Here is a 25561-nt window from a genome sequence, read left to right as displayed (position 1 = left end):
TTTTAAAAGGATTTAAATTTAAATAATATTTGATTAACGAATAAAAATTCGTTATTATTTAAATTTAGTGAAATATAATTCTTTTAATTCGTATTGGGGGTTATGAAATGAGTATTATGCTTGACGAAACTGATAAGGCCATTTTAAGAGAATTGCAGGAAGATGCTTCAATATCAAATTTAAATTTATCTAAGAAAATTGGGCTTTCACCATCAGCTTGCCTTGCAAGAACAAAGAACCTAGTAGAAGCAGGTATAATTAAAAAGTTTACGACTATTGTTGATGAGAAAAAACTTGGAATCGAAGTCACAGCACTAGCTCTCATCAACTTATCACCCTTAAATAGGGAGACAATTCATTCATTTTTAGAGGATATAAACAAATTCCCACAGGTTCAAGAATGCTACACACTTACAGGAAGCCATGACTATATGCTTAAGATTGTGGCGAAGGACATGGAGAGTTATCGGAATTTTATCATTGATTCATTAATGCAGAACCCTGCTATTAGTGGAGTTGACACAAGCATAGTCATGAGTACAGAAAAAAGAACTGTCAGTGTGCCAATTGATGAAATGTAGGAGGTTGTTGATTTGAATAAAAATAAAGAATCGTTACATTTAAGCTCTCCTGCTATAAACACTCATATGAATAAGAGAAGTCAAATATGGGCTGCATTTCGTTCTGCATTCCCATATACAATTCCGATTTTTGCGGGGTTTTTGTTTTTGGGGATAGCTTATGGAATCTTTATGCATTCTTTGGGATTTAGCGCAATCTATCCAATCATCATGAGTTTTATGATATTTGCGGGCTCAATGGAGTTTGTTGCAGCGAATTTTTTACTTGGTGCGTTCAACCCTATGAATGCTCTTTTTTTGACGTTAATGGTCAATGCCCGGCATTTGTTTTATGGAATTTCCATGTTGGATAAGTACAGAGGGACTGGAAAGAAAAAGCTCTATCTGATTTTCGGAATGTGCGATGAATCATTTTCTATCAATTATACCGCTAATGTTCCGGCGAATGTTGACAAGGGCTGGTTTATGTTTTTTGTGACACTGCTTAATCATTTATATTGGGTCGCGGGGGCAGCGATAGGAGGTATTTTTGGGTCGTACGTGAAATTTAATACTGAAGGGCTTGATTTTGTGATGACTGCTCTGTTTATTGTGATATTCATAGAACAATGGATGAAAGAAAAAAAGCATTACAGTGCTCTCACAGGACTTGGACTTTCAGTAGCCTGTCTTATCCTTTTTGGCGGAAACCAATTTATTATTCCTGCTATGCTCGCCATTTTAGGGGTACTGACTGTTCTGAGAAAACCATTGGAGAAAGCTGAGGTTTCCGTATGACGATGACGATGACGCAGCAAATGATCACCATTGCAATGGTCGTGCTTGGAACAATGCTGACAAGGTTCCTTCCATTCATGATTTTCCCGTCTGGCAAACCGACACCGAAATATGTACAGTATCTTGGTAAAGTGCTGCCATCAGCGGTAATCGGGCTTTTGGTCATTTATTGTTTAAAAGATGTGAGTCTGCTTTCTGGAAGTCATGGCATTCCTGAATTGGTTGGGGCAGCTGCAGTTGTACTGCTTCACTTGTGGAAGAAAAATATGCTTCTTTCCATAGCGGGGGGAACCGTTGTTTATATGGTTTTGGTGCAATTGGTTTTTTAACCGATATCGGAAACTATCAAAATGATCATGCTTTTATTGAACTTGATAAAAATATATAAAACTGACACAAACTTATTTTGGAATCAACACTGCGCCAGTGCAAATAGCATCTGTAATGTTTCCTGGCTATTCAAGAAGTGTCTACTTTAATCGGAGGCTATATAATGTCAAAAAAAGTGTCTGCTTCCTATATCATCATTATAGGATTAATGCTATTTGCATTGTTTTTTGGAGCAGGAAATCTCATTTTTCCGCCTATGCTTGGTCAAATGGCTGGAAAAAATGTATGGATCGCTAATGCAGGTTTCTTAGTGACCGGAGTTGGATTGCCATTACTGGCTATAACAGCATTTGTTTTTTCGGGTAAACAAAACTTACAGTCGTTAGCCAGCCGTGTTCACCCGGTGTTTGGCATTGTATTTACGACGATTCTCTATTTGGCAATCGGGCCTTTTTTCGCTATCCCGAGATCAGGAAACGTATCGTTTGAAATTGGGGTAAAACCTTTTTTATCAAATGATGCAGGCCCTGTCTCATTGATCATATTTACAATATTATTTTTCGGATTGGCATGCTTGTTATCACTTAATCCTTCAAAAATCATTGATATAGTTGGAAAATTTTTGACGCCAATTAAGCTGACATTTATCGGATTGCTTGTAGTGGTAGCTCTTATTTGCCCAATTGGAACCATTCAAGCACCATCAAAAGGGTACACATCACAAGCGTTTTTTAAAGGATTTCAGGAAGGATACCTTACTCTGGATGCCCTTGTAGCATTTGTTTTTGGAATTATCATCGTGAATGCATTGAAAGAACAAGGAGCTTCTACCAAAAAACAGCTGATGGGTATTTGTGCAAAAGCAGCCGCGATTGCAGCTGTACTCTTAGCAGTTATGTATACAGCCCTTTCCTATATGGGGGCTTCCAGCGTTGAAGAACTGGGGATTTTAGAAAATGGAGCAGAGGTTTTGGCTAAGGTTTCATCCTATTATTTTGGATCTTATGGTTCAATCTTATTGGGCTTAATGATTACAGTGGCGTGTCTGACGACAAGTGTCGGACTGATCACAGCGTGTTCTTCATTTTTTCATGAATTATTTCCGAACATTTCTTATAAAAAAATTGCTGTCGTTTTATCAGTGTTTAGTACACTTGTCGCAAATATAGGATTAACCCAGCTCATTAAGGTGTCAATGCCTGTCTTACTGACGATGTATCCTATCGCGATTTCCTTAATATTTTTAACGTTTTTGCATCCTGTATTTAAAGGGAAGACAGAAGTGTATCAAGGCAGTTTATTATTCGCATTCATCATCAGCTTATTTGACGGTTTGAAGGAGGCGGGAATAAAAATTGAAGTTGTGAATCATATTTTCTCTCAGATTCTTCCTATGTATAACATAGGGCTGGGGTGGCTCATTCCAGCTATTACAGGGGGAATATGCGGCTATATACTGAGTATATTCCGAACAAAAACAAGTTGATCAATCAACAGCAATATCACTCAGATCTGCAGGAAGGACAAAGTGCTTGTTCGCCGGTTGCATTGCTTATTAAATGTGTTCAACCAAATTTACAATCATCCTTCCTCTTGCTTCGCCTCTTCGTAAGGTAGGAAGAACATCCGGTAATTGATCAAGAGTTCCTTCATTCTGCACGAAATTTTCTAAATTTGCCGGCTTAAGTTCACTTTCAGTTACAAGTAAATCCCGACCGGAAGAGAAGAAACAAAAATTTTACAGGCTGTTAGCCGAAAGACTGGAATCTGAGTGTGGTATCGCATCAACTGATTTAATTGTATCTATTGTTGAAAATGATAATGCTGACTGGAGTTTTGGACTTGGGGAGGCCCAATTTTTAACAGGTAAATTGTAGTTGAATACTACCCTCAAATGCTTGATTGAAGAAAAGGATAGAGAAACTAGGTTAGCGGAGCAAACCATGGGTTTGCTCCGCTTTTTTATGTTTATAAGAGAATAATTAAGGAGGTATTGTGGATTTCTATAAAAATATTTTGACATTTCAGTAAAGAGCAGATATATTTATATATGAACACATGATCATATATAAATATTATTTACATCATGTTAGAATGCTTCATAACAGATTTGAAATAATAAATACATATGTATTAAAAACTTTAGTTAAGGAGGAGTTTTTATGGGTCACAATCATAGTCACAATCATAATGAAGGAGCAAATAAAAAGGTTTTATTGATCTCTTTTATCATGATTACAGGTTATATGATTATAGAAGCTATAGGTGGATTTTTAACAAATAGTCTGGCGCTTTTATCTGATGCAGGCCATATGCTGAGTGATTCAATTTCATTAATGGTTGCCCTGATTGCTTTTACATTAGCTGAAAAAAAGGCAAATCACAATAAGACATTCGGCTATAAACGATTTGAGATTCTTGCAGCTGTGATAAACGGTGCTGCCTTAATTCTTATTTCTCTTTATATCATTTATGAAGCAATCGAACGCTTCTCTAATCCACCAGAAGTAGCAACAACCGGCATGCTTACAATTAGTATCATCGGGTTAGTTGTGAATCTATTGGTCGCTTGGATTATGATGAGTGGCGGAGATACAAAGAATAATCTGAATATAAGAGGAGCTTATTTACATGTAATAAGCGATATGCTCGGCTCTGTAGGTGCCATTTTAGCTGCCATACTTATCATCTTCTTTGGATGGGGCTGGGCAGATCCATTGGCTAGTATCATTGTGGCTATTCTTGTTCTAAGAAGCGGTTACAATGTGACTAAAGATTCCATTCACATCTTAATGGAAGGAACTCCAGAAAATATCGATGTCTCTGATATCATTCGTACAATTGAAGGGACAGAGGGAATTCAAAACATTCATGATTTACACATATGGTCTATCACAAGCGGATTGAATGCTCTTTCTTGCCATGCAGTTGTGGACGATCAACTGACCATTTCAGAAAGTGAAAATATTTTACGCAAAATTGAACATGAACTTGAGCATAAAGGCATTACGCACGTAACCATTCAAATGGAAACCGAAGCGCATAATCACGACAATGCGATCCTTTGTCAGCCCAAAATGGAGAAGCCGCGTGACCACCATCACCATTAAATTTTTTATCTAACTTTATAGTGAGGAGATCAACTAGCATTTTGCAGATTCTGTCTACTGACAATTTGAAATTGGCGGGGTGATAATGTGTACGACACTATCGTAATCGGGGCTGGTCAAGCAGGGATCTCGATAGGATATTATCTTAAGCAGTCCGATCAAAAGTTTATCATTTTGGATAAAAGTCATGAGGTGGGGGAGAGCTGGAAAGATCGGTATGACTCATTAGTTTTATTTACTTCTCGAATGTATAGCTCTTTGCCTGGAATGCATCTTGAAGGAGAAAAACATGGATTTCCTACAAAAAATGAAATTGTTGCTTATCTAAAGAAGTATGTTAAAAAATTTGAAATTCCAATCCAATTACGGACAGAAGTAATAAGTGTCCTAAAAATAAAGAATTATTTCTTAATAAAAACAAATCGGGAAGAATATCAAACGAAGAATCTTGTCATTGCTACAGGGCCTTTTCATACCCCTAGTATTCCATCAATATCAAAGGATTTAGCTGATCATATTAATCAACTACACTCATCACAATATAAGAATTCAAAACAATTGGCATATGGAAATGTACTAGTAGTTGGTGGTGGGAATAGTGGTGCTCAGATAGCTGTTGAATTATCCAAAGAAAGAGTTACATATTTAGCCTGTAGTAATAAACTAGTTTATTTCCCTTTAATGATCGGAAAAAGAAGCATCTTTTGGTGGTTTGATAAATTAGGAGTTTTACATGCAAGTCATACATCAATAGTAGGCAAATTCATTCAAAAGAAAGGTGATCCAGTATTTGGGCATGAATTAAAACATGCAATAAAACAGAAGGAGATCATCTTAAAAAAAAGAGTCATTGCCGCAAAGCAAAATGAAATCATTTTTAAAGATTCATCTACATTAGAAGTAAACAATATTATTTGGGCTACTGGTTTCAGGAATCCCTTATGTTGGATAAATATAAAAGGTGTTTTGGATCAAGAAGGTCGAATCATACATCATAGAGGTGTTTCACCTGTAGAAGGATTGTACTTTATAGGGTTGCCTTGGCAGCATAAGCGAGGTTCAGCGTTGCTTCAAGGCGTAGGAAATGATGCTGAATACATTGTAAAACAAATGAACGGTGGATAAACGAAGCAGAGCAGTAACTCACATGTTTACTGCTCTATTTTATTGTGAATAAGGGTAGCGAAGTGGAGATGAGCCTTCTCTTTTATTTAAGAAGTTAGAATATAGAAAGAGAAAAATCACTTTAAGACATACTCATATTTTTATGTTCATCAATGGTCTTAAGGAGGCTATGCATTGAATTTGTCAGGTACGCATCTTTATGGCGTATAAAGATTGTTGAGATACAGCTATCTTTCTCAGGTAATGGGTGACAATAAACCTTACCTTGTGCAGCTAGATGCATAACAGCAGATTCCGGTACCACTGTTATACCGAGTCCAAGTGCAACACTATTTAAGATTGTCTCCAGGATGTTAAATTCCATCATTCTGTTTGGGAGCACACCTTCATCTTTGAGCCATTGTTCAAGCCTAGACCGATACCCGCACCCCTGATTAAAAACAAGAATCGGAGTCGTTGAAACATCCTCTATATTAAACGTTTTGTTACTGGTTACAAGAGTAAGTTTTTCAGTGTAAACATCATACTGTTCCAGAATAGAATGTTTCAAAGGGCCTGAAATAAAAGCTCCGTCTAATTCGTGATTCATGACCTTTTTAATAAGTTCCTCTGTTAGACCAGCCTGCAATGATAAATCCACATTAGGATACTTTTTATAATAGGAAGCTATGATGGTCGGCAGTATCCTCACTGTTTCCACTGTACCGATTTTTAATATTCCAGATGGTATTTCAGTATCTAGAAAGACCTGCTCCAGTTCTTCAACATCTTTCAAAATTTTGTTAACGTATTCAATCATTTTTCGGCCCTCTGGGCTTAGTGAAACCCCTTTTTTATGGCGATTGAAAAGAGGTGTTTTGAGCTCATTCTCTAATTGCTTAATCCGCGCAGTTACATTAGATTGTACATAATTTAACTCTTTTGCAGCACCGGTAATACTCTTGTGATGGGCTACGCATTTGAAAATTTGTAAGTCTCGCAGTTCCATGAAGATCCCCCCTTCATTAAAGTATCATTATCAATGATGTTTTTCATCACTTTTGTTCATTTTACTTGATGCTTACTTCTTTTTATAATTCTCATTGTAATTTTAAAGAAAAGGAGGGGAATTCAATGAAAAAAAGTCAATTATTCATTGGTGCCCTTACATGTTTAGTGGCAAGTATGTCTTGGGGCGCGATGTTTCCAGTTGCAGATCATGCATTAGAATTTATTGATCCGTTTTATTTTTCATTTATTCGCTACGGTGTGGTAACAATTATGTTAGTGATTTTATTATTAGTGAGAGAAGGAAAAAAATCATTTCATTTAGAGGGTAAAGCAAAATGGATCATTTTATTTGGGGTGATGGCGTTTACTGTATACAATGTTCTTATTTTTTTAGGTCAAAGGTTGATGGGGAAGTCTGGAATTATGACAGCGTCCATTGCCGAGGCACTCATGCCGATGCTTTCAATTGTTATTCTATGGGGATATAAACATGTGAAACCTAAAAAATACACAATGATCAGTATATTGATTGCCTTTTTGGGGGCTTCGATGGTCATAACCAAAGGTAATATAAGTTTCTTTTTTTCATTAGGGGATCATCTATTCTCGCTACTCTTTATATTCATTGGTGTTTTAGGATGGGTTGTCTACACAATGGGGGGACAGTTATTCCAAGAGTGGTCCACACTTCGTTATTCAACATTGACATGTTTATTCGGCACAGCTATAACAGGAATCATGACAGCTATACTTACCGCGCAAGGTTACGTGTCGGTACCGAGTATTAAAGTAGTTGCAGCAATTAAGTATGATTTTTTATTTATGATTACTTTACCAGGTATCATAGCCCTCCTTAGTTGGAACTATGGCATTAAAATCCTATCATCCATTAACGGGATTTTATTTATTAACTTTGTCCCCATCACTACATTGTTAATCATGGTGATCAAAGGATATAACATAACTGCTTTTGATATAGTAGGAACACTGTTTGTCATTATTGGACTCATTTTAAATAACATATATCAGCGTAAGGAAGATTATAAGCAGGTATTGCAAAAAGAAAAAACACATTTGACTATCACTTAGACGGTGGGGGATTTAAAATGTTTGAAGGTTTATTGTTTTTCATTTCAGCTGGAATTGTCTGTGAACTTGCTGCAATTAATAGAAATGGCCGCAAAAATATAAAGCAACAGGCGGAATTGATTCAAATTTTAAGAGAAAACCTTAATAAAGACATCAAATAAATTAAGACGGTTGGGTATTATTGAACACACCAGAAAATTCAGGTGTGTTTTTATTTTGCTTTCTTTTTTAAGCCTTAAAACGTCACCAATCGCTAGTTAAATACTATGGGAACCACTCTTCATACGGAAAAAGATGATTATTTACATCATTCAGAGTTGATTTTAGGTTCTTTTGAACTTATAATGTTATATATACTGTTTTTTGTTTATTCAGAAAAAACGGGTTAGAAAAATAAATATTTATATCGGAGGTGTACGCCTTACTAAGTAAGGCAAATCATTGACAACCATTAACCTTATAATCTTTACTATTTTAATTGTCTTAACAGCATTTTTTGTTGCGACTGAATTTGCGATAGTAAAGATCAGGTCATCAAAAATTGACCAACTCATATTAGAGGGAAAAAAAGGTGCCGTATCAGCCAAAAAGGTCATTACTCATTTGGACGAATATTTGTCAGCTTGTCAATTAGGGATCACGGTTACAGCGTTGGGAATTGGCTGGGTTGGAGAATCGACTTTTGAAGTGATTTTGCACCCCTTATTTGCTCATTTTCATGTAAGTGAAACAGTCTCACATGTATTGATCTTAGTGATTGCTTTTGTGATTGCGACTTTTTTGCACGTTGTAGTTGGAGAACTTGCTCCTAAAACACTCGCTATCCAAAAAGCGGAAACCATCACTCTTTTGACTGCAAAGCCAATTATTTGGTTTTACCGCATCCTGTTCCCTTTTATATGGTTTTTAAATGGTTCAGCCCGGTTTATAGTAGGACTCTTCGGTTTGAAACCTGCATCAGAACATGAACTTGCTCATTCTGAAGAAGAACTGCGCATCTTACTGTCTGAAAGCTATAAGAGCGGTGAAATCAATAAAAATGAGTTGAAATATGTAAATAATATTTTTGAATTTGATGAAAGAATTGCCAAAGAAATTATGATTCCGAGAAGAGAGATCGTAGCGATTTCTAGTGAGGATTCTTATGAAACTATTGTTAAGACCATTAAGACAGAGAGTTATACAAGGTACCCAGTCCTAAATGGAGATAAAGATTCAATCATTGGTTTTATCAATGCTAAAGAATTCTTGTCAGCTTATATTGACACAGACCAGAAGATAAAAGAGGATTTCAAGTTAGAAAATCATATCACTCCTGTTATCCATGTTATTGAATCCGTTCCAATTCATGATTTATTGGTAAAAATGCAAAAAGAGCGAACACATATCGCTATTCTTGTGGATGAATATGGCGGCACTTCAGGTTTAGTCACTGTTGAAGATATTCTTGAAGAAATTGTCGGGGATATCAGAGATGAATTTGATAAAGATGAAGTGCCTGATATTAGAAAAGTAAACGATAATCACTATATCATAGATTCGAAAGTGCTCATTGAGGATGTAAATGATTTATTGGGAACGACGTTAGCAAGTGACGAAGTGGATACGATAGGCGGCTGGTTTATGACTCAACAAATAGACGCTGCAGTTGGATCCGTTATAGAAGCCGATGGGTATATTTTTAAAGTGCACAAAACAGTTGGCCGGCATATTAATTATTTAGAAATTGTCCGGAAAAAAGAATAACATCTGGATAAAGCACATGAGATTTTGACTAATAAGATGCTTAAAGCCTGAGATGAAATTTTCATCCAGGCTTTTTTAAACAATGATCTTGCAGTTTAAGTAGGTAATCATGATCGAAGTTCAAACGTTTCTCAGCAAACAAGGAGGCTTGGATATCTATAGCTCTTTTACCATTACCTTCTCACCATTAAAGTCGAGTTCACCATTAAATCGAAAACCAAACCTTTGATAAAGGCGTATAGCATGAATATTATTTTCAAATATACTTAAATAAATTCTCTTGCATTTATATAGCTCAGCAAGGTGCTGAATGAGGGCTTTAAGCATTTTCTTCCCTAATCCTTTTCCCTGATAGCGTTCGTCAATAAAAAATCGGTCAAGCCAGACTCGTCCGTTTTTATTATCTTCATCATACTCGGGAAACAATCCATACATTGCAAAACCGACTAGATCTCCATCATAGTAAAGCCCGACAGGTTTATAATAGTGACATTCTTTTGCATCCTCTAAACATACTTTTGTAGATTCAATATATGATAATTGATTCTGGCTGACATGCAGATCAAGAATTGCAGCACGATTATCATCAGTTACTGCTTTTATGTTTATACTCATACTACATTCTCCTTTTTTCTTATCCCGGTTAGGCTGCGGCTTAAGGTGATGGCAGATGAAATCCTGATATTGCTAAAACTCAGCATAAACTATTTTCACATCAAGCAACATGTAGCCTATCAAATTAAGTACCTTTTCTTATTGTGCCTAACCAGAGGCATTCCCTGCATCCAAATGACTTGACTTTATAGAAAATGAATTAATTCAAAGCTGCAGCATCATTCTTTTTTTCTTTCCAAACCATTGTAAGACCAAGGCCGACAATCATAACGAAACCTGCAAAAAGGAAAGGATAATGAATGTTAAGATCAAATAGTATACCGCCTAAAGCAGGTCCAAATATATTTCCCAGGCTGGTGTATGTGGAGTTCATGCCTGCTACGAAACCCTGCTGGTTACCGGCCATATTGGATAAATGAGCGGTTAAGGCGGGACGTAGCAAATCGAACGCTAGAAAAATAAAACAAGTTACAAGCAAAACAGTTAAAAATCCTGACATAACAGTAGACACGAAAGCCAAGATCGCACCGGTTATTAAGCACAGCTGAATCATTCTTTTCTCTCCAAGTTTGTTGACCAATTTCCCGAATAGTAAAACTTGAATAACTACCGCAACAATGGAGCTAATCGTAATAATGGTTGCAATATCTTTTGGTGTGAAGCCAAATTTATGATCAGAAAACAAGCTGAATACCGTTTCATAAGCTGATAAACCAAAAGCCATTACAAAGACGATAATAAATGCAATGAAATAGACAGGATGAATGGATCTCTTCAAGTCTTTAATAAAATTTGATTCCTTTGTATGAGATGAGAGTTGATGGCGTTCTTCTGTCGACAATGACTCTTTTAGTATAAAAACGGAAGTGACAGCTGCTATTAACGCGATGGCGGAGGCGAAGAAAAACGGCATGCGGATACCAAAGCCGGCAATAAATCCTCCCGCACCAGGCCCAATAATAAAGCCGGTGCTAATTGCAGCAGAAACATACCCCATAGCCTTTGACCTTTCCTTTAGGGTTGTAATATCAGCTACATATGCTGTTACCGCGGGCATGATAAAAGCCGCACTTACACCACCCAATATCCTCGAGAAATAAAATATTGAAACATGGGTCCCTAATCCGAAAATCAACTCAGATAAACTGAATATAAGCAACCCGATAATAATCATTTTTTTTCTCCCGAAACGGTCAACCCACCTACCTGCAAAAGGTGAAGTAATTAACTGAGAAATGGCAAAAGCCGCAACAAGATAACCCATTGTGCTGCCGGATAAATGCATGATTTTCATAAAAGAAGGCATAACTGGAATGATTAAACCGATACCAAGAAATGCTACGAAGATGTTGCTTAATAGTATAATGAATATCGTTTTTTGCTCATTTATTGATTTTTTCATCTGAATTCCCCTTTTACTCAATTGAACCCTTTTTACCTATCCTTTTCGCTTGAAGCTTTTTTCAAGTACAATCAAATCATAAGGTATATGGTTACCGTATAGTCAAGGAGGTTTTTATGAGCGAAGATGTTAAGAAGTATTTCACAACAGGGGAGTTTTCGAAGCTCTGCCGTGTAAAAAAACAAACCTTATTTCATTATGATGAGATTGGTCTTTTCTCGCCGGAAATAAAAAAAGAAAATGGGTATAGATATTATTCCTATCATCAATTTGAGATTTTTCAAGTCATCAGTCTATTTAAAGAGCTTGGGGTTCCATTAAAAGAAATAAAGTGTCTAATAAAAGGAAAAACACCAGACAAGATCCTGCATGTTCTAAAAGAAAAGTCTATTGAGATTGATAAAAAAATAAATGAGCTTAAGCAGTTGCAAACGATTTTACAAACAAAAGTGACGCTTACAGAACAAGCACTTGAGACTGATTTTTCCTCAATTTCTTTTGAATATTTAAATGAAGAAACATTCATGTTAAGCCGAAAAACATTAAACTTACCGGAACGAAAATATGTGGCAGCCATTTCAGAACTCATTCATGAAGTTCAGCAATATGAATTAGATGAAGGATATCCGATAGGCGGAATCTTTGCACGGGAACAAATCTTAGAAAAAGACTTCTACAATTACAGTTACTTTTATATAAAAGTAAAAGATGGGGCAGAGAACATAAATTATCATGTACGGCCAAAAGGCCTGTATGCAGTTGGATATGAAATAGGCGGAAAAACTGAAGAGGCATACCGGAGAATCATTGAGTTCATTGAAAGAAATGGAATGCAAATAGGGGAAAATGCATATGAGGAATATATGCTGGATGAGATGGTAGTTGACGGGTATGAAAATACATATGCCAAAATCCTCCTTCAAGTTAAGGAGGTGTAACGCTGATTTTAACATCGACTATAACAAATTACTATAGCTAAAGAAGGGGCCATCAATGAAGTGGAATGTCAATTCTTTGCAAGCGCTACAGATCAAAAAATAACGGAATGTGAATAGAAGCTGAACCTTAGAGAAGCTCAGCTCATGGCTAGACACTCTAAAATTGATGTTACTAGAAAATATGTAGGGTACTTTGCTCATGAATTGAAAGAAGCACTAGATGGAGCTAACCCTTTAAGAGATTTATTATGATTAACTTTCATTCTCCAATTCGAGTCTGGAAAAGTAATAATAGAATTATTGTTAAAATAGAGAGTTGCAATATTCTCCTCTCAGTATCTAAAGAAAAGCAACCCACTACATTTAAAAGACTGGAAGCTTTACTTGAAGGAGATATACTACCTCCATTTATTACTTACGAGGAGGAAAAGGGAGAGTAAGGAAAAATGTTAAAAGAGTACAAAATCACATGGAGACATAGAGAGCAATACGGGTACAAATGCGAGCAATACTTCAACTGTTATGCTACTAGCGAAGGGCAAGCGAAATCATACTTTAGGGAACAACACGGATTCAATGGGAAAAGAATAATGAGAGTGGAGTCATTCAAATATGAAAGAAAATATTAAAAAATTTTAAGTTGAGTTAAAATGGAATTATCAGAGTAATGGAGTGAATTGGATGTTGTGTGATTGTGGTGGAGTGTTAATGGTTATTGCTGTTGAAGAACCTCCAGAGAATTTATCAAAACAAGAGAAATTGGTCTACAACCGAGTTTGTGATGTTGAGTGTTTGAAGTGCGGTAAAGTTTATTACTCTCAACCTTACGACTTTGGAAGTAAAATGAATGAGGTTAAAAAGACAAAACCAATTTAGGAGCTGGCTCTTTTTTTTATGCCTTCTCGTTACTTTCTATATAGCTTAACACTCCCCTCGATACAGCTACTTTCCAGCTCCAGAGGAATTGAAATATAGGAGCTACTTCACTACCCAGTTTGACACCTCATGGACTCTACCCAGCTGGGTATTGTGTTCAAGTAAACCTTATTAAATCAAGCTTTGAGTAAAACTCCCCAGCATCACCTCCAAAGATTCTCTCCAGAGAACCAAAGAATGAGGGCTCAACTGACTCCAGTTTTAAACTAAGTAGCCTAGCTCATGAGTCAATTCTCCAACGTCAGGACTTCAAATTTCCCCTATTGGTAAAACCCCGCACTTCATTTTTCCGCTTTTAACTCCAAAAGATGAAATAAAAGTAGCGGTATTAAAATGGGGTTGAGCCTTAGAGCCACAAGGGATACAGCTGTTTTCGAAGCTCTTCAAGTCAAAGACTGAGAGACTATCAATTAATGATGTTTGCAAGCTCATAGGTAAAAAGTCTGCTATGGTAAGAAGAGTTATTGGTGAGCTAGAAAAAATGAGTATTCTCTTCCGTGAGAAAGACGGAAGGAATGTTTACCTTAGTATTTCTGAAGAGCACTTCATTTGTGGAGAAGGCTCTAAAGGATACAAGACAGTTAAGATTTTTAAGGAAGAGCTAAAGAGGATTGCTAAGCAAGTCTCACTGACTGAATTAGGGTTCTTAGCTTTAACCTTGGGTCATATGCACTGGGAGACACACGTTTTATGTGACAATCCAGATACTTTAGATAAGAGCCAGATAGTGCTCTGGAAAAAGAGACACCTCCAAGAAGCTACTGGTATTTCAGCTTCTTTCTTGAGTAGCACTATGAAGAAGCTAAGAGAGCTGAAAGTGATTGCTGAGGTTCGTACCGTTAATGAGGGAGTTGTTCTTCACCCTAATATAGTTTGTCGTACAGCTACTAAGCCAAGCTGGGAAGCAATTTGTGAGACAATTGATAACTCCATTACCATGGATAACTTGAAGAAAGACTAGGAAGAGATTTAATAGAGCACTGGTTCACTCTGCTTCCACTGAGAAGGAGGGTTATTAAGCTTGCCCTGAAAGGAATGATTCACTAAGTGAAAAGACGAAAAGAGACAATTAAGAAAAGCTAAGGAAAATAAATAATAACACTCGTATTCGAGTAGGAGACCGTGAAAGTAAATGGAAAGTAAGGTTAATATGTTAAGGATTTTAGAGTTTTATATGGGTGAGACTGGCAACTTCAAGAAGTTAGTTGTTATCCAAGAGATATACCGTAATAACCCTAGCAAGATGAAAGGTTGTGAGTTGAGCTTCCTCAAGGATAATAAATTTGTTGCAAAAGGCTTCTTTGAAGCTGAGACGATTATGGTAAGGAATAGCTTCCATAGCTACAACTCAGAACTTCCAGAGCTAAAGGAGCACCACTTCAAAAAAATGGAGAAAAGAGACCAAGACTCTCATTACCCAGTGAGTGAGACTACGGTACTTTACCTCTCTGGTTACGTCTTTGCTGAGTTTAAGTTCCACAAGATAGCAAATGACAAGAAGATTGGTGATAAGGTGTACTTGCCAATTAAGCTAGATGATAAGCAAAAGCCAGACTCAAATGAGTTTTGCAAGCTCTTAGTTCTTGAGGAATACAGAGACGGTACTTTTGAGTTACCAGAGCTTCCTAAGAGAGCTGAAATGTTTACTTGCTGGGTTCGCTTAGAGCTGGCTCCAGATAGTAAAAATGACTCTGGGGTAAAAGTAAGCGAGCGTGAGTTTAATAAAGCTCGTATGGGTGAGATTAAAGGGAATATCGCTTGATGAGAAGCTCTCAGAGACGTTCTCAGAAGCTTTAATAGCTAACTAGACTAATAACATTACTGGAGAGTTGAACCTTGTGAGCACAGTCTCAGAAGGCTTATTTGAATTGATTAAAAACTACAATTAATAAAAATGGAGAGTGATTTGAGATGGGTTTATTCAATAAGAAAAGTGAAATGGTGAAATTTGAAGAGGAGTTAAATGTTGTTCAAGGTTCGATTCGTGAGGTAGAAGCTGAGTTAAGAGACTTTGACACGAGTAAAAAAGGAATTGAGCTTGAGTTAAAGCTAGGAGCTGACAGTTCTTTAACTAAGCGTCTCAAGAAAGTGTCTGAGAAGGTAGCTGAGACTGAGAAGTGTCTTGCTGAGTTAAGACAGCGTGAAGGTGAAATTAACGCTGAGAAGCGTACAGCTTACTTGAATGAATTAGCTGACAAAGACTTAGCTTCTATTGATAAAGGTCGAAGAGCTACCGTGATTAAGTACGAATTGCAAGCTCTAATGAGAGTGGTTGATGAGCGTGATGGTCGCTGGGGATATAGCAAGCCAGAGAACCTTCTCAAAGAGTACGGTATTGAGATTGGTCATATTCCAGCTGAGCACCTTAGACGAGAAGAGTTTGATAGTTTCTGGAAGACTCGTAAGAATGACGCTGAGAAGCGTATTCAGAATGAATGTCAAGAAGCCATAGAGACTCTAAAGAAGTACCTTGGTGGCTTTGATAAGTAAGACTGGAGTAACACTGGGGGGTTAAACCTCCCCTCTTTTAATTGATTGAAACGGGAGACTATGAAAATACCACGGAGGTAACAACTATGAAAAAAGATTGGTTTTCACAAAGATTGGAGCTGATAAATAAAGAGCAGAAACTCAATGAGGAGTTTAACTTATGGAAGCTACAACAAATTACTAAGCGTATGAAAGAAGTCACTAAGAAGCTTGACGAGCTGGAGACTGAGAGGGTTTGACCTTCTCAGCTACACTCAAGAGTAAAACTGGAGGTAATGACAATGAGCTTAAAAGAAAAATTAGCTGAGTTAAATAAGAGAGCTGGTAAGCTGGAAGGTTCACTGAAGAAGGCAAGCAAGAAAGCAAGCTCTGAAGCTGACCGTCTCAAGAAGAAAAGACAAGAGCGTGAATACTATGACGCTTACGAAAAGAAATTCCCTATTGACAAAAACTTTTAATTAACAAAGGAGGAATAAATAATGACACCAAAAGAATTGAAGAGACTACATGATATTGCAAAGGAGCACGCTTCACAAGAGACTGACACTTCTTATTCACCAGAGGATTTGAAGAGACTACATGACTTAGCTCGTAAGGAAACTGAGAAGCACCGAGGAGGTAGAAACTAAATGAATAATGAAATGAAAAGACAAGTAGATGACCCTAAGAGACTTGGAAGCTACTATTTTTGGAGGAGTGATTGAAGGTAGTAATGGAAAGATTACTATTCCAGAGGGAGGAGACATAGCTCTCTACTTCATGTATCACCAAAGATTAGCTGACTTGATTGAAGATAATAAAGTTTTTGAGTACATTATTGCAATTACTAACCTTAACCGTGATAAGGGAAATAGACTGATAGAAACTTTCCTAGTTCCTCACATTGATAAAGTTTTTGGAAATGGGGGTGAAGAGTAAAATGAAATTCATTGAATTAGACCCAGCTCTTCAGATAAAAGTAAGACAGCTTGAAGCTAATGCTGAGGAACACCAAGATAAGTCTCACCCAGATGTTAGAGCTTTATGGCTGGAGCTTCAGAAGGAGGACTCCATTTGTGGAGCACTAAGCGAGAAAGATGGTTCCTACAAGGTATGTCTCAGAGCACCAGTTGAGGAGCGTAACCGTTGTAGTTTGCATGGAGGTAAAACTCTCAAGGGAGAGCAAATGACTCCAGCTCAGAAGCTCAATATGATGAAGAACCTTAGACCTCGTGTAGTAGAGCACGGTTGGTACGCTGAGGAGTCTAACTTCCTAGCTTCACTAACTGAGTCAGAGATTAAGTACATGAGCTTTCTGGAGAAGTCAGTAAAAGACCAGTACCATGTTAATGATGGCTTAGAGGAATTACTTCTTGAGGATATTCTACAAAGTGCTATTATCCATATGAGAATGGTTAATAGAGGAGTATTCGAGAAAGGTTCACGCCATACAGCGAGACCGCTTCAAGAGGTTCTCAAGACCATTAAAGAATTAGGTTGGACTTGTAAGGAAAAAGGTGGAAAGGTTCAATTCGTTAGTGTTAGAAATGACTTCATGGCTTCTATCTTTGGTAATAACACTGAGGAAGAAGAAGAGGATAAGAAGTTAAACTAAGCAAAGACTCTTCAGTGTTCCAGCTGAGGAGGATAACTAAAGAGGATAACTCACCGCTAAACTGATTGAAAAATTAGAAGCGGTGGGGGGGTTCTCCACACGCATATTGACATTTTTTTATGAAATATTTTTTGAGATTGTCAAAATTTAAGTCCGGTATCACTGGAGGAGCTGACGCTGAAAGTTGACCTATTCAACTGGAGTCATAGCTCCTTTTTTGTACCATTCAATAAAACTATTTAAGGAGCTGGTTCATGTTGAAAATTAAGAAGCTAGACTTTATGCCATTCTTTAACCGTATGATTTGTTTTGTTGATGTTAAGAACCCAGACGAAGCAGACAAGAAGGCACTTGCTAAGGATATACTTGAAAACAACAAAGACCAGTACCAAGGATATGACTAGGCTATTTTCTACTTCCAAGTAAGTAAAAAGGATAAAACCATTAAGCCAGAAAACTCCATTGTTTTTATTATGAATAGAGAAAGCGGTGAGAGCTTACTTGTTAATGAAAAATACCGAGGTGGCTCTAATGGAATCTCAAGGAAGAGTAAAGCAATAAATGCACAAGCAATAAGTAATGAATAAAGAGAGGTCAGCTCATGGGTAATTCGCTGAAAGTTTGACCTCTTTTTTTGTGCTAGGTTTACGTATTCTTGGAGTAGTTTTATTTCTTCTTTTGCCTTCCTCACAGTGACCATTCACAAAATATTTCATATACCTTTTGACAAACTACTGACAAATAAGAACATAATAGAACTAACTATTATTGCTGTTTGGGAGGGTAACTCTTTTATGACAGATACGTTTTCAAAAGAACAAAGAAGAAAAAACATGCAAGCAATCAAATCTCGCTCAAAATTAGAGGATAAGGTCACCAAAGAATTATGGAACCGTGGAATAAGATTTCGGAAAAATGTTAAGGGGTTATTCGGGAAACCAGACATAGCTATCAAAAAACATAAAATAGTCATATTCATTGATTCTTGTTTCTGGCACGCTTGTGAAAAACACGGGAATAAACCCAAAAGCAATACGGAATATTGGGAGAAAAAACTCCAAAGAAATAAAGAAAGGGATAGAGAGGTCAATAAATATTACGAGGAAAAGGGTTGGAACATTAAACGAATATGGGAACATGAACTAAAGGAAGATTTTGATGAAACAATAAATCGTATCATTGCATTTATTGAAGCTGTTAAGCATGAGCAAAGGAAGTAAGCCAATAAGCTTACCTCCCTCGTTTTCAATGTTTTCCTTATCAATTGTTTTCATTTTCAAATTCATCATATGAACCGATTTCACGAAAATCAATTGAGTAGTGCTGTTCGCTATGCTTGTAGACAATCACGGAATCGATACTAAGCCTTTCGAGCATTTCATAAGTTAAAAGCTCTCTTTCTCCCAAGTTCATGACTTGGCGCAATAACCATTCCCCTAATGCGCTGTTTGGGTTGGACATAAGAGCCTTGCTGTTGTCTTGGCATACCTTAGCTGATAATAGCGATTTGTCTGGTAAGCGCAATTGAAATGGTTTGTCACGAGCTGGGAAAAACTCTGGGAATTTGCGGTGTATCCACATTGGAATTGGAATGTAGATTTCATTCGCATTTCTCGGTCTACCCGCTGCATTCCATTGGTTGAGTCCGCTCTTCTCTGGAACATGACGCTTGTTACCACGGTCAGAAAAGAGTGGAAGAATAACATACTCAAAGTTCTCAATAGGACTAGAGACCTCTGGTACTTGGATTGGTGCAATTTCAAAGCCAAATAGCTTAGCCAATTCCTGATAAGGATTTTCCAAGATTTCAACGTCAATTTCCTCAATAGGTTCATCAGTGATGAAACGCTTGTATAGGGTGCTCTTTGTGACATTAAAGCTGTATTCGTGCAGACCATCTTCAAAGGTGATTGTATTTCTGTTGTTGCTTACCTTAATGTTTGTGATTGAGGAGATTTGAACCAAGTCCATTGGCTCCTCAAAAATAAGGATTTTTCCTGGCTTCCGTGTCACACAATGGTATATCATTGTATCAATACCATACGTTCTTTTGGTAAACTCAATGCGCTCATTACGAAGAGTCGCAACAATGTTTATCAGTTCTTTTGGAGACTTCCCACGGTACAAGTCTGAGTCTCTATTAAACTCCGCTACCTTTTGAAGTGTATGACCATTCCCATGAAGAAAAGTCTTAATTCCAATTCCAACACGGTCTTTTGAAGCGTCAGCAGAACAGTCTGACCTCCCCAAGTTTTCAGCTCCAAGTGCTTCACAAAAAGCATTCTCCACATTCCTTGATACCAAATAAGGTGAGTCACTTTCTGAGAACAAATTGGATAGCGAGCCAGTCGAGCTGAGCATTTGTTTGTATGTCGTTCGGTTGCTGGCTGGTTGATTAGTAAAGAACATTTAATTTTCCTCCTCATTTAAGCTTGTCATTTCTTCTTTTAGACCCAAAAGATAGTCAGCTGACACATTCAAGGTTTCAGCAATTCGTATGAAGGTCTCCAAAGATGGAGTGCGGTTTTCACTTTCGTATAGTGAATAAGTGCTTCTGGTGACCTTGACCTTATCAGCGACTTGACTTGGTTTTAACCCACGAGCTTCTCTTGCATTTTGAATACGATTGCCAAGGAACGGTATCATTTTCGTACCTCCAAGATTTGTTGTTTTCATAGTATCACCAAAACCTTCCTGAATAGTCCAAAGTTTGCCAGTGGCAAACAAAATATATTTATCTGATTGTTTGCTAATTGAAAACTCAGTGCTAAATGAGAGTAAATGTTACTTCATTTAATCAAACACTTGTGCTAAAATTGCATTAGCGGACAAGCTTTATGTTTGCGGGGAGGTAATTAAATTTGACATATCGTGTAGGAAGTATGTTTGCTGGTATCGGTGGAACTTGTTTGGGGTTTATCCAAGCTGGTGCTGAGATTGTCTGGGCAAATGAAATAGACGCAAATGCTTGTATTACTTATCGGAATTATTTTGGCGATACTTATTTGCAAGAGGGTGACATTACCCAAATAGATAAAAGCACAATTCCAGAACTGGACATTTTGATTGGCGGTTTTCCTTGCCAAGCTTTCTCAATAGCTGGCTATCGTAAAGGTTTTGAGGATGATAGAGGAAACGTGTTCTTTCAAATATTAGAGGTTTTGGAAGCACAAAGGAATGTTTATGGTCGCTTACCACAAGCAATAATGCTTGAAAACGTAAAGAACTTATTTACTCATGATAAAGGTAATACGTTCAGAGTAATAAAAGAAGCTTTGGAAGCTTATGGCTATACAGTGAAAGCTGAAGTGCTTAATTCTATGGAATACGGTAATGTGCCACAAAACAGAGAGCGGATATATATTGTAGGTTTCCAAGACGAGAACCAAGCTGAAATGTTCCGCTTTCCAGAACCAATTCCTTTAACTAATCAGCTTAATGATGTTGTTGACCGCACTCGAAGGTATGATGAAAGATATTATTATGATGAGACTTCTCAATATTATGAAATGCTGAGAGAAGCTATGGTTAGCACGGATACAACATATCAATTAAGACGTATTTATGTACGAGAAAATAGAAGTAATGTTTGTCCAACATTGACAGCGAATATGGGAACTGGAGGACATAATGTTCCTCTTGTACTAGATTATGAAAACAATATTAGAAAACTAACTCCAGAAGAGTGCTTGCTATTGCAAGGCTTCCCAGCTGATTATCATTACCCAGAAGGCATGGCTAATTCTCATAAATACAAACAAGCTGGCAATTCGGTAACTGTACCAGTAATAAGAAGAATAGCTACAAATATTATTAACGTGTTAAACGGTGAAACGAATGCAAATGATGAGCAAGAACATCAATATGCAATAACCCAATAAGACCAACTAACGAGTTGGTTCTTTGCTTCCTTAGAGCTGGCTCAGTGCTGGCTCTTTTTCTAATGAAAGTAGGAGCTGATACTAATGGAGAATGCACAAGAGATATATGAGCTAGTAAAGGAAATGAGTAAAACAGTAAAAGAGATTGATGAGACTACCAAGAGGATTGAGAACACTACAAAGAGAATTGCTAAGGGGTATGAGTTAATTACTGAGGAGCTGGCTGAGTAAGCTGGCTCTTTTTTTTGTCTAATTATGGTAGACTAATAGTTAAGAAAACTAGGGAGATAGATAAATGAGAAGAATTGATTTTGGACTAACATTTCTAATATGTACTCTTATCATGCTCTTTAATGAGATATGGAAGTTGCTTGGGAACCGACCAGAAGCTTTTAAGTACGGAAGTATTATTTATCAAGTTATCGCTGTTTTTAGTTCCATTATTACTAATGTTGCTATTGGTGTAGCTGGAGCTATTAGTTTTTACTATATTGCTCAGTTGATTGACAAGAAGAAAAATCGAGAGCTATACACTGACTTGAGAAAGCATTTGTTATTTATGTTCTACAATCATCTAAAGCTTTTAACAAGGCTTGACCAATTCAGAGAGGTCAACAATAGAGAAAGAAGAGTAGCTGATTTTTATGACATATTCGATATTCCGGTATTCTATGACAATTTTAAAAAAATCAATTCAAAAGAGGAAGTAACTAGGTTTAAGAAAAACCTCTATGACTACTTTGCTACTCAGAGTGAACAACAAATAAAAGTATTTACTGAAGCGTTTGAGAAGGATATTAAAAAGCTAAAAGAAAAATCAAATATACGATTCTTTAAAGAAAGCAAGGATTTAATTGACACAGTATGTATTATTTATGATGATGATTTCTCTATGATTTCAAGTATTTACTTATCCAACTTTGAAGATACACAGAACAAGAGTAACTACATAGAGGAACTGGTCAAAGACTATTACGATTTCTTAAATGCAACTGTTATTCTTTATGAGGAATTAGAGGAATTCTTGGAAAGCATGGATAAAAACAGATGGGTAGTTTTTATTAAAATGCTTGACTAAGCATGACAGCGAGAAGCTAGTTTAATTTGCTTTTATGAGCTAGTTCACAGCTGGCTCTTTTTTTTGTGTTGCTTACGAGGTCTCAGAGCTAATTAGTTTTGGTTTCACGAGTGATACTCTATTTAGTTTTCACTGAGGAGCCTAGCTCGAAAACAACTCATTCTTAGCTTCACTGACAAGCTTTTAATTGGTTCATTTATCCACTGTACAGCTCCTCTGGTTGAGCCACTTGACAAGGGTAGCATGGACACTATACAATAAAATCCCACAATTAAAACTGTTTAGTGTCCATGAAGAAAGCAAAAATTGCTGGAGTAGCATAGACACTGTGATTTTACTAAATAGATGATGTCCTTCACCTTGACAGGGATATTGTTTGTGCGAGGAGTTAATTTTTGGAAATGAAGTCTGTATACAGCTGAAAATGATTATAGAACAAATTAAAGAAATTTCAAAAAAACCGTCTAGATAAACACTAATAACCAGAACATTTGACGGTATTTGTGTAAGAAAGCCTTCTCGTTATGAGAAGGCTTTCTGCATATTTAATATGAGTTTTTTAGTTTGTAAATTGCTTTTCGGATTCTGCTTTAGCTTTTCGTTCTCATCTTTATAATCAAGAAGAGGTTGAGGCCTACACGACTAATGCTGAAATGGCAGGTATGAAAATACAGACTTGGTATCTACACATAATGTCACATGTATATGCCATAACCTGAAAGGCCGAGTTCAATTTCTCGGCCTCATCTAACTCGTGTTCATTAGTATCAATATTAGTTTTGTGTGAAAATTCTGATGAATTATGAGATTTTTTATAGTGATAGAGTAGGTCTTACAATTAATTCACTTACATCGATCTCTATTGGCTGCGAGATTGCATAAAGAATGGCATGTGCAATAGCAGAAGCAGGAAGCGCTTGTCTTCGGTATTCGATCATAGCTTCACTCGCCTGTTTATCGGTAATATGATCGGCTAGTTCTGATTCCGTTACGCCCGGTGCAATTAAAGTAGTTCGAATATTATGCGTTGCTTCCTGCCGTAAACCTTCCGTGATGGCACGGACAGCATACTTGGTTGCGCAATAAACTGCTGCAGTGGGGGTAACCTCATATGCGCCTATGGAAGCTATATTGACGATATGTCCGCTATTCTGTTCTTTCATTACAGGCAAAACTGCACCAATACCATGCAGGACTCCACGGATATTTACATCAATCATTCGATTCCATTCTGCGATTTTCAAAGAATCCAATTTAGATAATGGCATTACACCGGCATTATTTACGATGACATCGATCTTTCCGTATGCATCTGTTACTTCTTGTACTGTTTGCTGCATTTGACCAAAGTCTGTGACATCCAGTTGCTTGTAATCCGCATGATATCCTTTTTGCTGAAGGGTGGTCACGAGTGTTTCCAACCTATCTGTTCTCCGCGCTGCTGCTATTACCGTAGCTCCATTCTCAGCTAATAAATCAACAGTTGCTGCTCCAATACCGCTGCTTCCACCGGTGACAAGAACAACTTTATTCTTTATACTCATCTTTGTATCATCCTCTTTTAAGTAATTTTTCTTTAAGGAATCTTTAGCTTCTATCACGATGCAGCACCATCCCTGCGTGATAAAGGATTCCGTTTATAAAATCTCCATCTGCTGTGAATCCTGCATCATCTTGATATTCAATGCGGTCACCTGTTATTTGGTAATTGCCTGTATATGCACATTCGACATTGCCGCGTGCTTCAACATAGCGTCCATTGGACAGCAGTTCATGCCTGATATACCGGTCTTTGGTAACCCAAAGCCCACCATAAGAATGATTGTTTTTTTCCAATATCATCAGCTCCTTTCTGTTCTACTATTAGTATCAGGGAAAGATAACATGGAGTGGTAGCCGGTATCTCTTTAATTCTTGCCTTATCCTCCAAGCCAAGTCGATAAGCCTTATAAAAGGAGGGATTTCATGTCTCTAGAAGAGCAATTGCAATCGAAAGAAGAGGAGCTTACAAAACTAGTGTCGACCTTTGCCGCCAAGGAGGGTACGAATGAAACGTCAATCTCTGGGTTGGAATTTATTCGATCTGCCAAGCCGCTGATGCCTGTCCATACTATGCATGAACCTGCTTTGTGTATTGTTCTGCAAGGAAGAAAAGTGATTTCTATAATTGGAGAAGACTTCTTTTATGGAAAAGGGGAGTACTTAGTCGTGGCGGTCGATCTGCCTGTTATCGGGGAAATTTTAAAAGCAAGTGAGAGGGAACCCTATTTATGTCTTCGATTGAATTTTAACTTAATGCAAATTGCAGAGGTTTCAAAGGAGTATCAGCAACATAGCACTAATCATAATGCTGCAGGCCGAGGAATATTTGTGGATCAGACAGATGGGGTCATTCTGGATGCACTTATCCGACTCGTGAAACTGCTTCATACTCCTGAAGATACAGAAATACTTGCACCTTTAATCATTAAGGAAATTCTATACCGTATTATGCAGGGAAAGCATGGTCACACAGTAAAAAGCCTTGTTGCCAAGGGGAGTAAATTATCTGAAGTGGCTGCTGCTCTGGATTATTTAAGAAATCATTTTTCTCAGGAAATAAAGATAGATGCACTAGCTAAAAAAGTAAACCTTAGCCCATCAGCTTTATATCATCATTTTAAACAAGTTACAATGATGACTCCGATCCAATACCAGAGAGCTTTACGTCTTCATGAAGCAAGGCGGTTGATTTTCGGGAAAGATATGAGGGTTGCTGATGCTGCTTTTCAAGTTGGCTATGAAAGTCCTTCTTATTTTAATAGAGAGTATAGAAAGATGTTTGGCAAGCCTCCAGGGAAAGATCGTAAAGAGAATCTGAATTTATATTATGTGTAGTT

General features: G+C 37.2%; 32 protein-coding genes and 1 pseudogene. 26 read left to right on the top strand and 7 right to left on the bottom strand.

The genetic code is table 11. The features are described 5' to 3' along the window. Nucleotides 1–107 precede the first annotated feature (107 nt). The 7 genes and pseudogenes from azlB (at nucleotide 108) to NYE20_RS14285 (ending at nucleotide 5923) form a co-directional block, all read left to right on the top strand. A complete protein-coding gene (gene azlB / locus NYE20_RS14315; RefSeq protein ID WP_021480168.1) occupies nucleotides 108–581 on the top strand; it encodes an azlBCD operon transcriptional regulator AzlB in 474 nt (157 codons plus the stop codon). A 12-nt stretch (nucleotides 582–593) separates the two neighbouring features. Further along, the gene (gene azlC / locus NYE20_RS14310; protein ID WP_046381210.1) at nucleotides 594–1358 is read left to right on the top strand and encodes an azaleucine resistance protein AzlC; all 765 of its coding nucleotides are present in this window, start codon (nucleotides 594–596) and stop codon (nucleotides 1356–1358) included. Continuing rightward, nucleotides 1355–1687 (top strand): branched-chain amino acid transporter AzlD, encoded by a 333-nt coding sequence (gene azlD, locus NYE20_RS14305; RefSeq protein WP_003245988.1) that lies wholly within the window; start codon nucleotides 1355–1357, stop codon nucleotides 1685–1687. Before azlC ends, azlD begins: the two co-directional genes overlap by 4 nt. A gap of 164 nt (nucleotides 1688–1851) precedes the next feature. Then, nucleotides 1852–3174, top strand: coding sequence for a branched-chain amino acid transport system II carrier protein (gene brnQ, locus NYE20_RS14300; protein ID WP_103803730.1), 1323 nt, complete (start codon nucleotides 1852–1854; stop codon nucleotides 3172–3174). A gap of 205 nt (nucleotides 3175–3379) precedes the next feature. Beyond that, nucleotides 3380–3565, top strand: a pseudogene (locus tag NYE20_RS14295) (tautomerase family protein); the annotation flags it as partial. Nucleotides 3566–3850: 285 nt separating this feature from the next. After that, nucleotides 3851–4798 (top strand): CDF family zinc transporter CzcD, encoded by a 948-nt coding sequence (czcD, locus tag NYE20_RS14290; RefSeq protein ID WP_021480165.1) that lies wholly within the window; start codon nucleotides 3851–3853, stop codon nucleotides 4796–4798. A gap of 87 nt (nucleotides 4799–4885) precedes the next feature. Next, on the top strand, nucleotides 4886–5923 hold the full coding sequence (locus NYE20_RS14285) for an NAD(P)/FAD-dependent oxidoreductase (RefSeq protein ID WP_029318140.1): 1038 nt from the start codon (nucleotides 4886–4888) through the stop codon (nucleotides 5921–5923). 121 nt (nucleotides 5924–6044) lie between these two features. Here the strand turns inward: NYE20_RS14285 and czcR are convergent, their stop codons facing one another. Continuing rightward, entirely contained in the window at nucleotides 6045–6911 is an 867-nt protein-coding gene (gene czcR, locus NYE20_RS14280) for a LysR family transcriptional regulator CzcR (RefSeq protein ID WP_134991373.1), read from the bottom strand. 125 nt (nucleotides 6912–7036) lie between these two features. Here czcR and NYE20_RS14275 point away from each other — a divergent pair, with 125 nt between their 5' ends. The 3 genes from NYE20_RS14275 (at nucleotide 7037) to NYE20_RS14265 (ending at nucleotide 9748) form a co-directional block, all read left to right on the top strand. After that, entirely contained in the window at nucleotides 7037–8002 is a 966-nt protein-coding gene (locus NYE20_RS14275) for a DMT family transporter (RefSeq protein ID WP_038829688.1), read from the top strand. 17 nt (nucleotides 8003–8019) lie between these two features. Beyond that, nucleotides 8020–8163 (top strand): YrzO family protein, encoded by a 144-nt coding sequence (locus NYE20_RS14270; RefSeq protein ID WP_017697705.1) that lies wholly within the window; start codon nucleotides 8020–8022, stop codon nucleotides 8161–8163. A 280-nt stretch (nucleotides 8164–8443) separates the two neighbouring features. Continuing rightward, complete coding sequence (locus NYE20_RS14265) at nucleotides 8444–9748, top strand: hemolysin family protein (protein ID WP_161621695.1); 1305 nt, start codon at nucleotides 8444–8446, stop codon at nucleotides 9746–9748. A gap of 156 nt (nucleotides 9749–9904) precedes the next feature. On the opposite strand, the gene bltD is transcribed toward NYE20_RS14265, so the two are convergent. Next, complete coding sequence (bltD, locus tag NYE20_RS14260; RefSeq protein ID WP_041850101.1) at nucleotides 9905–10363, bottom strand: spermine/spermidine acetyltransferase; 459 nt, start codon at nucleotides 10361–10363, stop codon at nucleotides 9905–9907. 199 nt (nucleotides 10364–10562) lie between these two features. Further along, nucleotides 10563–11765, bottom strand: a complete 1203-nt coding sequence (blt, locus tag NYE20_RS14255; RefSeq protein WP_161621694.1) for a multidrug efflux MFS transporter Blt — start codon at nucleotides 11763–11765, stop codon at nucleotides 10563–10565. 116 nt (nucleotides 11766–11881) lie between these two features. Here blt and bltR point away from each other — a divergent pair, with 116 nt between their 5' ends. The 12 genes from bltR to NYE20_RS14195 all read left to right on the top strand — a co-directional run bounded on the left by bltR (nucleotide 11882) and on the right by NYE20_RS14195 (nucleotide 18943). After that, complete coding sequence (bltR, locus tag NYE20_RS14250; protein WP_161621693.1) at nucleotides 11882–12703, top strand: multidrug efflux transcriptional regulator BltR; 822 nt, start codon at nucleotides 11882–11884, stop codon at nucleotides 12701–12703. Nucleotides 12704–13411: 708 nt separating this feature from the next. Continuing rightward, complete coding sequence (locus NYE20_RS14245; RefSeq protein ID WP_250620023.1) at nucleotides 13412–13579, top strand: hypothetical protein; 168 nt, start codon at nucleotides 13412–13414, stop codon at nucleotides 13577–13579. Nucleotides 13580–14087: 508 nt separating this feature from the next. Then, complete coding sequence (locus tag NYE20_RS14240) at nucleotides 14088–14600, top strand: replication/maintenance protein RepL (protein ID WP_161621692.1); 513 nt, start codon at nucleotides 14088–14090, stop codon at nucleotides 14598–14600. Between the two features lie 171 nt (nucleotides 14601–14771). Beyond that, on the top strand, nucleotides 14772–15401 hold the full coding sequence (locus NYE20_RS14235; RefSeq protein WP_161621691.1) for a hypothetical protein: 630 nt from the start codon (nucleotides 14772–14774) through the stop codon (nucleotides 15399–15401). A gap of 149 nt (nucleotides 15402–15550) precedes the next feature. Continuing rightward, nucleotides 15551–16129 (top strand): hypothetical protein, encoded by a 579-nt coding sequence (locus NYE20_RS14230; RefSeq protein ID WP_161621690.1) that lies wholly within the window; start codon nucleotides 15551–15553, stop codon nucleotides 16127–16129. Nucleotides 16130–16215: 86 nt separating this feature from the next. Beyond that, entirely contained in the window at nucleotides 16216–16368 is a 153-nt protein-coding gene (locus NYE20_RS14225) for a hypothetical protein (RefSeq protein WP_161621689.1), read from the top strand. 42 nt (nucleotides 16369–16410) lie between these two features. Then, on the top strand, nucleotides 16411–16587 hold the full coding sequence (locus tag NYE20_RS14220; protein WP_161621688.1) for a hypothetical protein: 177 nt from the start codon (nucleotides 16411–16413) through the stop codon (nucleotides 16585–16587). Between the two features lie 21 nt (nucleotides 16588–16608). Then, entirely contained in the window at nucleotides 16609–16758 is a 150-nt protein-coding gene (locus NYE20_RS14215; RefSeq protein WP_163136219.1) for a hypothetical protein, read from the top strand. 43 nt (nucleotides 16759–16801) lie between these two features. Beyond that, nucleotides 16802–17047 (top strand): hypothetical protein, encoded by a 246-nt coding sequence (locus NYE20_RS14210; RefSeq protein WP_161621687.1) that lies wholly within the window; start codon nucleotides 16802–16804, stop codon nucleotides 17045–17047. Between the two features lies 1 nt (nucleotide 17048). Further along, nucleotides 17049–17723 carry a hypothetical protein gene (locus NYE20_RS14205; RefSeq protein ID WP_172861311.1) on the top strand — a complete coding sequence of 225 codons (675 nt, stop codon included), beginning with the start codon at nucleotides 17049–17051 and terminating at the stop codon, nucleotides 17721–17723. Between the two features lie 254 nt (nucleotides 17724–17977). Then, nucleotides 17978–18127, top strand: coding sequence for a hypothetical protein (locus tag NYE20_RS14200; RefSeq protein WP_161621685.1), 150 nt, complete (start codon nucleotides 17978–17980; stop codon nucleotides 18125–18127). A gap of 390 nt (nucleotides 18128–18517) precedes the next feature. After that, nucleotides 18518–18943 carry a very short patch repair endonuclease gene (locus NYE20_RS14195; protein ID WP_161621684.1) on the top strand — a complete coding sequence of 142 codons (426 nt, stop codon included), beginning with the start codon at nucleotides 18518–18520 and terminating at the stop codon, nucleotides 18941–18943. Nucleotides 18944–18983: 40 nt separating this feature from the next. Here NYE20_RS14195 and NYE20_RS14190 read toward each other — a convergent pair whose 3' ends face one another. Then, nucleotides 18984–20132, bottom strand: a complete 1149-nt coding sequence (locus NYE20_RS14190; protein ID WP_161621683.1) for a restriction endonuclease PLD domain-containing protein — start codon at nucleotides 20130–20132, stop codon at nucleotides 18984–18986. Next, complete coding sequence (locus NYE20_RS14185; RefSeq protein ID WP_250620022.1) at nucleotides 20133–20399, bottom strand: helix-turn-helix transcriptional regulator; 267 nt, start codon at nucleotides 20397–20399, stop codon at nucleotides 20133–20135. A gap of 206 nt (nucleotides 20400–20605) precedes the next feature. On the opposite strand from NYE20_RS14185, the gene NYE20_RS14180 reads away from it, so the two are divergent. The 3 genes from NYE20_RS14180 (at nucleotide 20606) to NYE20_RS14170 (ending at nucleotide 22682) form a co-directional block, all read left to right on the top strand. Next, entirely contained in the window at nucleotides 20606–21604 is a 999-nt protein-coding gene (locus tag NYE20_RS14180) for a DNA cytosine methyltransferase (protein ID WP_161621804.1), read from the top strand. An 84-nt stretch (nucleotides 21605–21688) separates the two neighbouring features. Further along, a complete protein-coding gene (locus NYE20_RS14175; RefSeq protein WP_161621682.1) occupies nucleotides 21689–21835 on the top strand; it encodes a hypothetical protein in 147 nt (48 codons plus the stop codon). A gap of 64 nt (nucleotides 21836–21899) precedes the next feature. After that, entirely contained in the window at nucleotides 21900–22682 is a 783-nt protein-coding gene (locus NYE20_RS14170; RefSeq protein WP_161621681.1) for a hypothetical protein, read from the top strand. Nucleotides 22683–23494: 812 nt separating this feature from the next. On the opposite strand, the gene NYE20_RS14165 is transcribed toward NYE20_RS14170, so the two are convergent. After that, complete coding sequence (locus NYE20_RS14165; RefSeq protein WP_250621118.1) at nucleotides 23495–24283, bottom strand: SDR family oxidoreductase; 789 nt, start codon at nucleotides 24281–24283, stop codon at nucleotides 23495–23497. Further along, complete coding sequence (locus NYE20_RS14160; RefSeq protein WP_161621680.1) at nucleotides 24270–24518, bottom strand: Atu4866 domain-containing protein; 249 nt, start codon at nucleotides 24516–24518, stop codon at nucleotides 24270–24272. Before NYE20_RS14160 ends, NYE20_RS14165 begins: the two co-directional genes overlap by 14 nt. Before the next feature lie 129 nt (nucleotides 24519–24647). Here NYE20_RS14160 and NYE20_RS14155 point away from each other — a divergent pair, with 129 nt between their 5' ends. After that, nucleotides 24648–25559 (top strand): AraC family transcriptional regulator, encoded by a 912-nt coding sequence (locus NYE20_RS14155; RefSeq protein WP_161621679.1) that lies wholly within the window; start codon nucleotides 24648–24650, stop codon nucleotides 25557–25559. The last annotated feature ends 2 nt before the right edge of the window (nucleotides 25560–25561 follow it).

This window comes from Bacillus sp. FSL R5-0416, assembly GCF_037975425.1.
GTDB classification, from domain to species: domain Bacteria; phylum Bacillota; class Bacilli; order Bacillales; family Bacillaceae; genus Bacillus; species Bacillus subtilis.
This window is presented reverse-complemented; position numbering and strand designations above follow the sequence as displayed.

Excerpts from the sequence above, each read along its gene's own strand:
- azlB (WP_021480168.1), top strand. The coding sequence starts at position 108 with ATGAGTATTATGCTTGACGAAACTGATAAGGCCATTTTAAGAGAATTG.
- azlD (WP_003245988.1), top strand. The coding sequence starts at position 1,355 with ATGACGATGACGATGACGCAGCAAATGATCACCATTGCAATGGTCGTG.
- brnQ (WP_103803730.1), top strand. The coding sequence starts at position 1,852 with ATGTCAAAAAAAGTGTCTGCTTCCTATATCATCATTATAGGATTAATG.
- czcD (WP_021480165.1), top strand. The coding sequence starts at position 3,851 with ATGGGTCACAATCATAGTCACAATCATAATGAAGGAGCAAATAAAAAG.
- czcR (WP_134991373.1), bottom strand. The coding sequence starts at position 6,911 with ATGGAACTGCGAGACTTACAAATTTTCAAATGCGTAGCCCATCACAAG.
- NYE20_RS14275 (WP_038829688.1), top strand. The coding sequence starts at position 7,037 with ATGAAAAAAAGTCAATTATTCATTGGTGCCCTTACATGTTTAGTGGCA.
- NYE20_RS14270 (WP_017697705.1), top strand. The coding sequence starts at position 8,020 with ATGTTTGAAGGTTTATTGTTTTTCATTTCAGCTGGAATTGTCTGTGAA.
- bltD (WP_041850101.1), bottom strand. The coding sequence starts at position 10,363 with ATGAGTATAAACATAAAAGCAGTAACTGATGATAATCGTGCTGCAATT.
- blt (WP_161621694.1), bottom strand. The coding sequence starts at position 11,765 with ATGAAAAAATCAATAAATGAGCAAAAAACGATATTCATTATACTATTA.
- bltR (WP_161621693.1), top strand. The coding sequence starts at position 11,882 with ATGAGCGAAGATGTTAAGAAGTATTTCACAACAGGGGAGTTTTCGAAG.
- NYE20_RS14245 (WP_250620023.1), top strand. The coding sequence starts at position 13,412 with ATGGTTATTGCTGTTGAAGAACCTCCAGAGAATTTATCAAAACAAGAG.
- NYE20_RS14240 (WP_161621692.1), top strand. The coding sequence starts at position 14,088 with ATGGTAAGAAGAGTTATTGGTGAGCTAGAAAAAATGAGTATTCTCTTC.
- NYE20_RS14235 (WP_161621691.1), top strand. The coding sequence starts at position 14,772 with ATGGAAAGTAAGGTTAATATGTTAAGGATTTTAGAGTTTTATATGGGT.
- NYE20_RS14230 (WP_161621690.1), top strand. The coding sequence starts at position 15,551 with ATGGGTTTATTCAATAAGAAAAGTGAAATGGTGAAATTTGAAGAGGAG.
- NYE20_RS14225 (WP_161621689.1), top strand. The coding sequence starts at position 16,216 with ATGAAAAAAGATTGGTTTTCACAAAGATTGGAGCTGATAAATAAAGAG.
- NYE20_RS14220 (WP_161621688.1), top strand. The coding sequence starts at position 16,411 with ATGAGCTTAAAAGAAAAATTAGCTGAGTTAAATAAGAGAGCTGGTAAG.
- NYE20_RS14215 (WP_163136219.1), top strand. The coding sequence starts at position 16,609 with ATGACACCAAAAGAATTGAAGAGACTACATGATATTGCAAAGGAGCAC.
- NYE20_RS14205 (WP_172861311.1), top strand. The coding sequence starts at position 17,049 with ATGAAATTCATTGAATTAGACCCAGCTCTTCAGATAAAAGTAAGACAG.
- NYE20_RS14200 (WP_161621685.1), top strand. The coding sequence starts at position 17,978 with ATGTTGAAAATTAAGAAGCTAGACTTTATGCCATTCTTTAACCGTATG.
- NYE20_RS14195 (WP_161621684.1), top strand. The coding sequence starts at position 18,518 with ATGACAGATACGTTTTCAAAAGAACAAAGAAGAAAAAACATGCAAGCA.
- NYE20_RS14190 (WP_161621683.1), bottom strand. The coding sequence starts at position 20,132 with ATGTTCTTTACTAATCAACCAGCCAGCAACCGAACGACATACAAACAA.
- NYE20_RS14185 (WP_250620022.1), bottom strand. The coding sequence starts at position 20,399 with ATGAAAACAACAAATCTTGGAGGTACGAAAATGATACCGTTCCTTGGC.
- NYE20_RS14180 (WP_161621804.1), top strand. The coding sequence starts at position 20,606 with ATGTTTGCTGGTATCGGTGGAACTTGTTTGGGGTTTATCCAAGCTGGT.
- NYE20_RS14175 (WP_161621682.1), top strand. The coding sequence starts at position 21,689 with ATGGAGAATGCACAAGAGATATATGAGCTAGTAAAGGAAATGAGTAAA.
- NYE20_RS14170 (WP_161621681.1), top strand. The coding sequence starts at position 21,900 with ATGAGAAGAATTGATTTTGGACTAACATTTCTAATATGTACTCTTATC.
- NYE20_RS14155 (WP_161621679.1), top strand. The coding sequence starts at position 24,648 with ATGTCTCTAGAAGAGCAATTGCAATCGAAAGAAGAGGAGCTTACAAAA.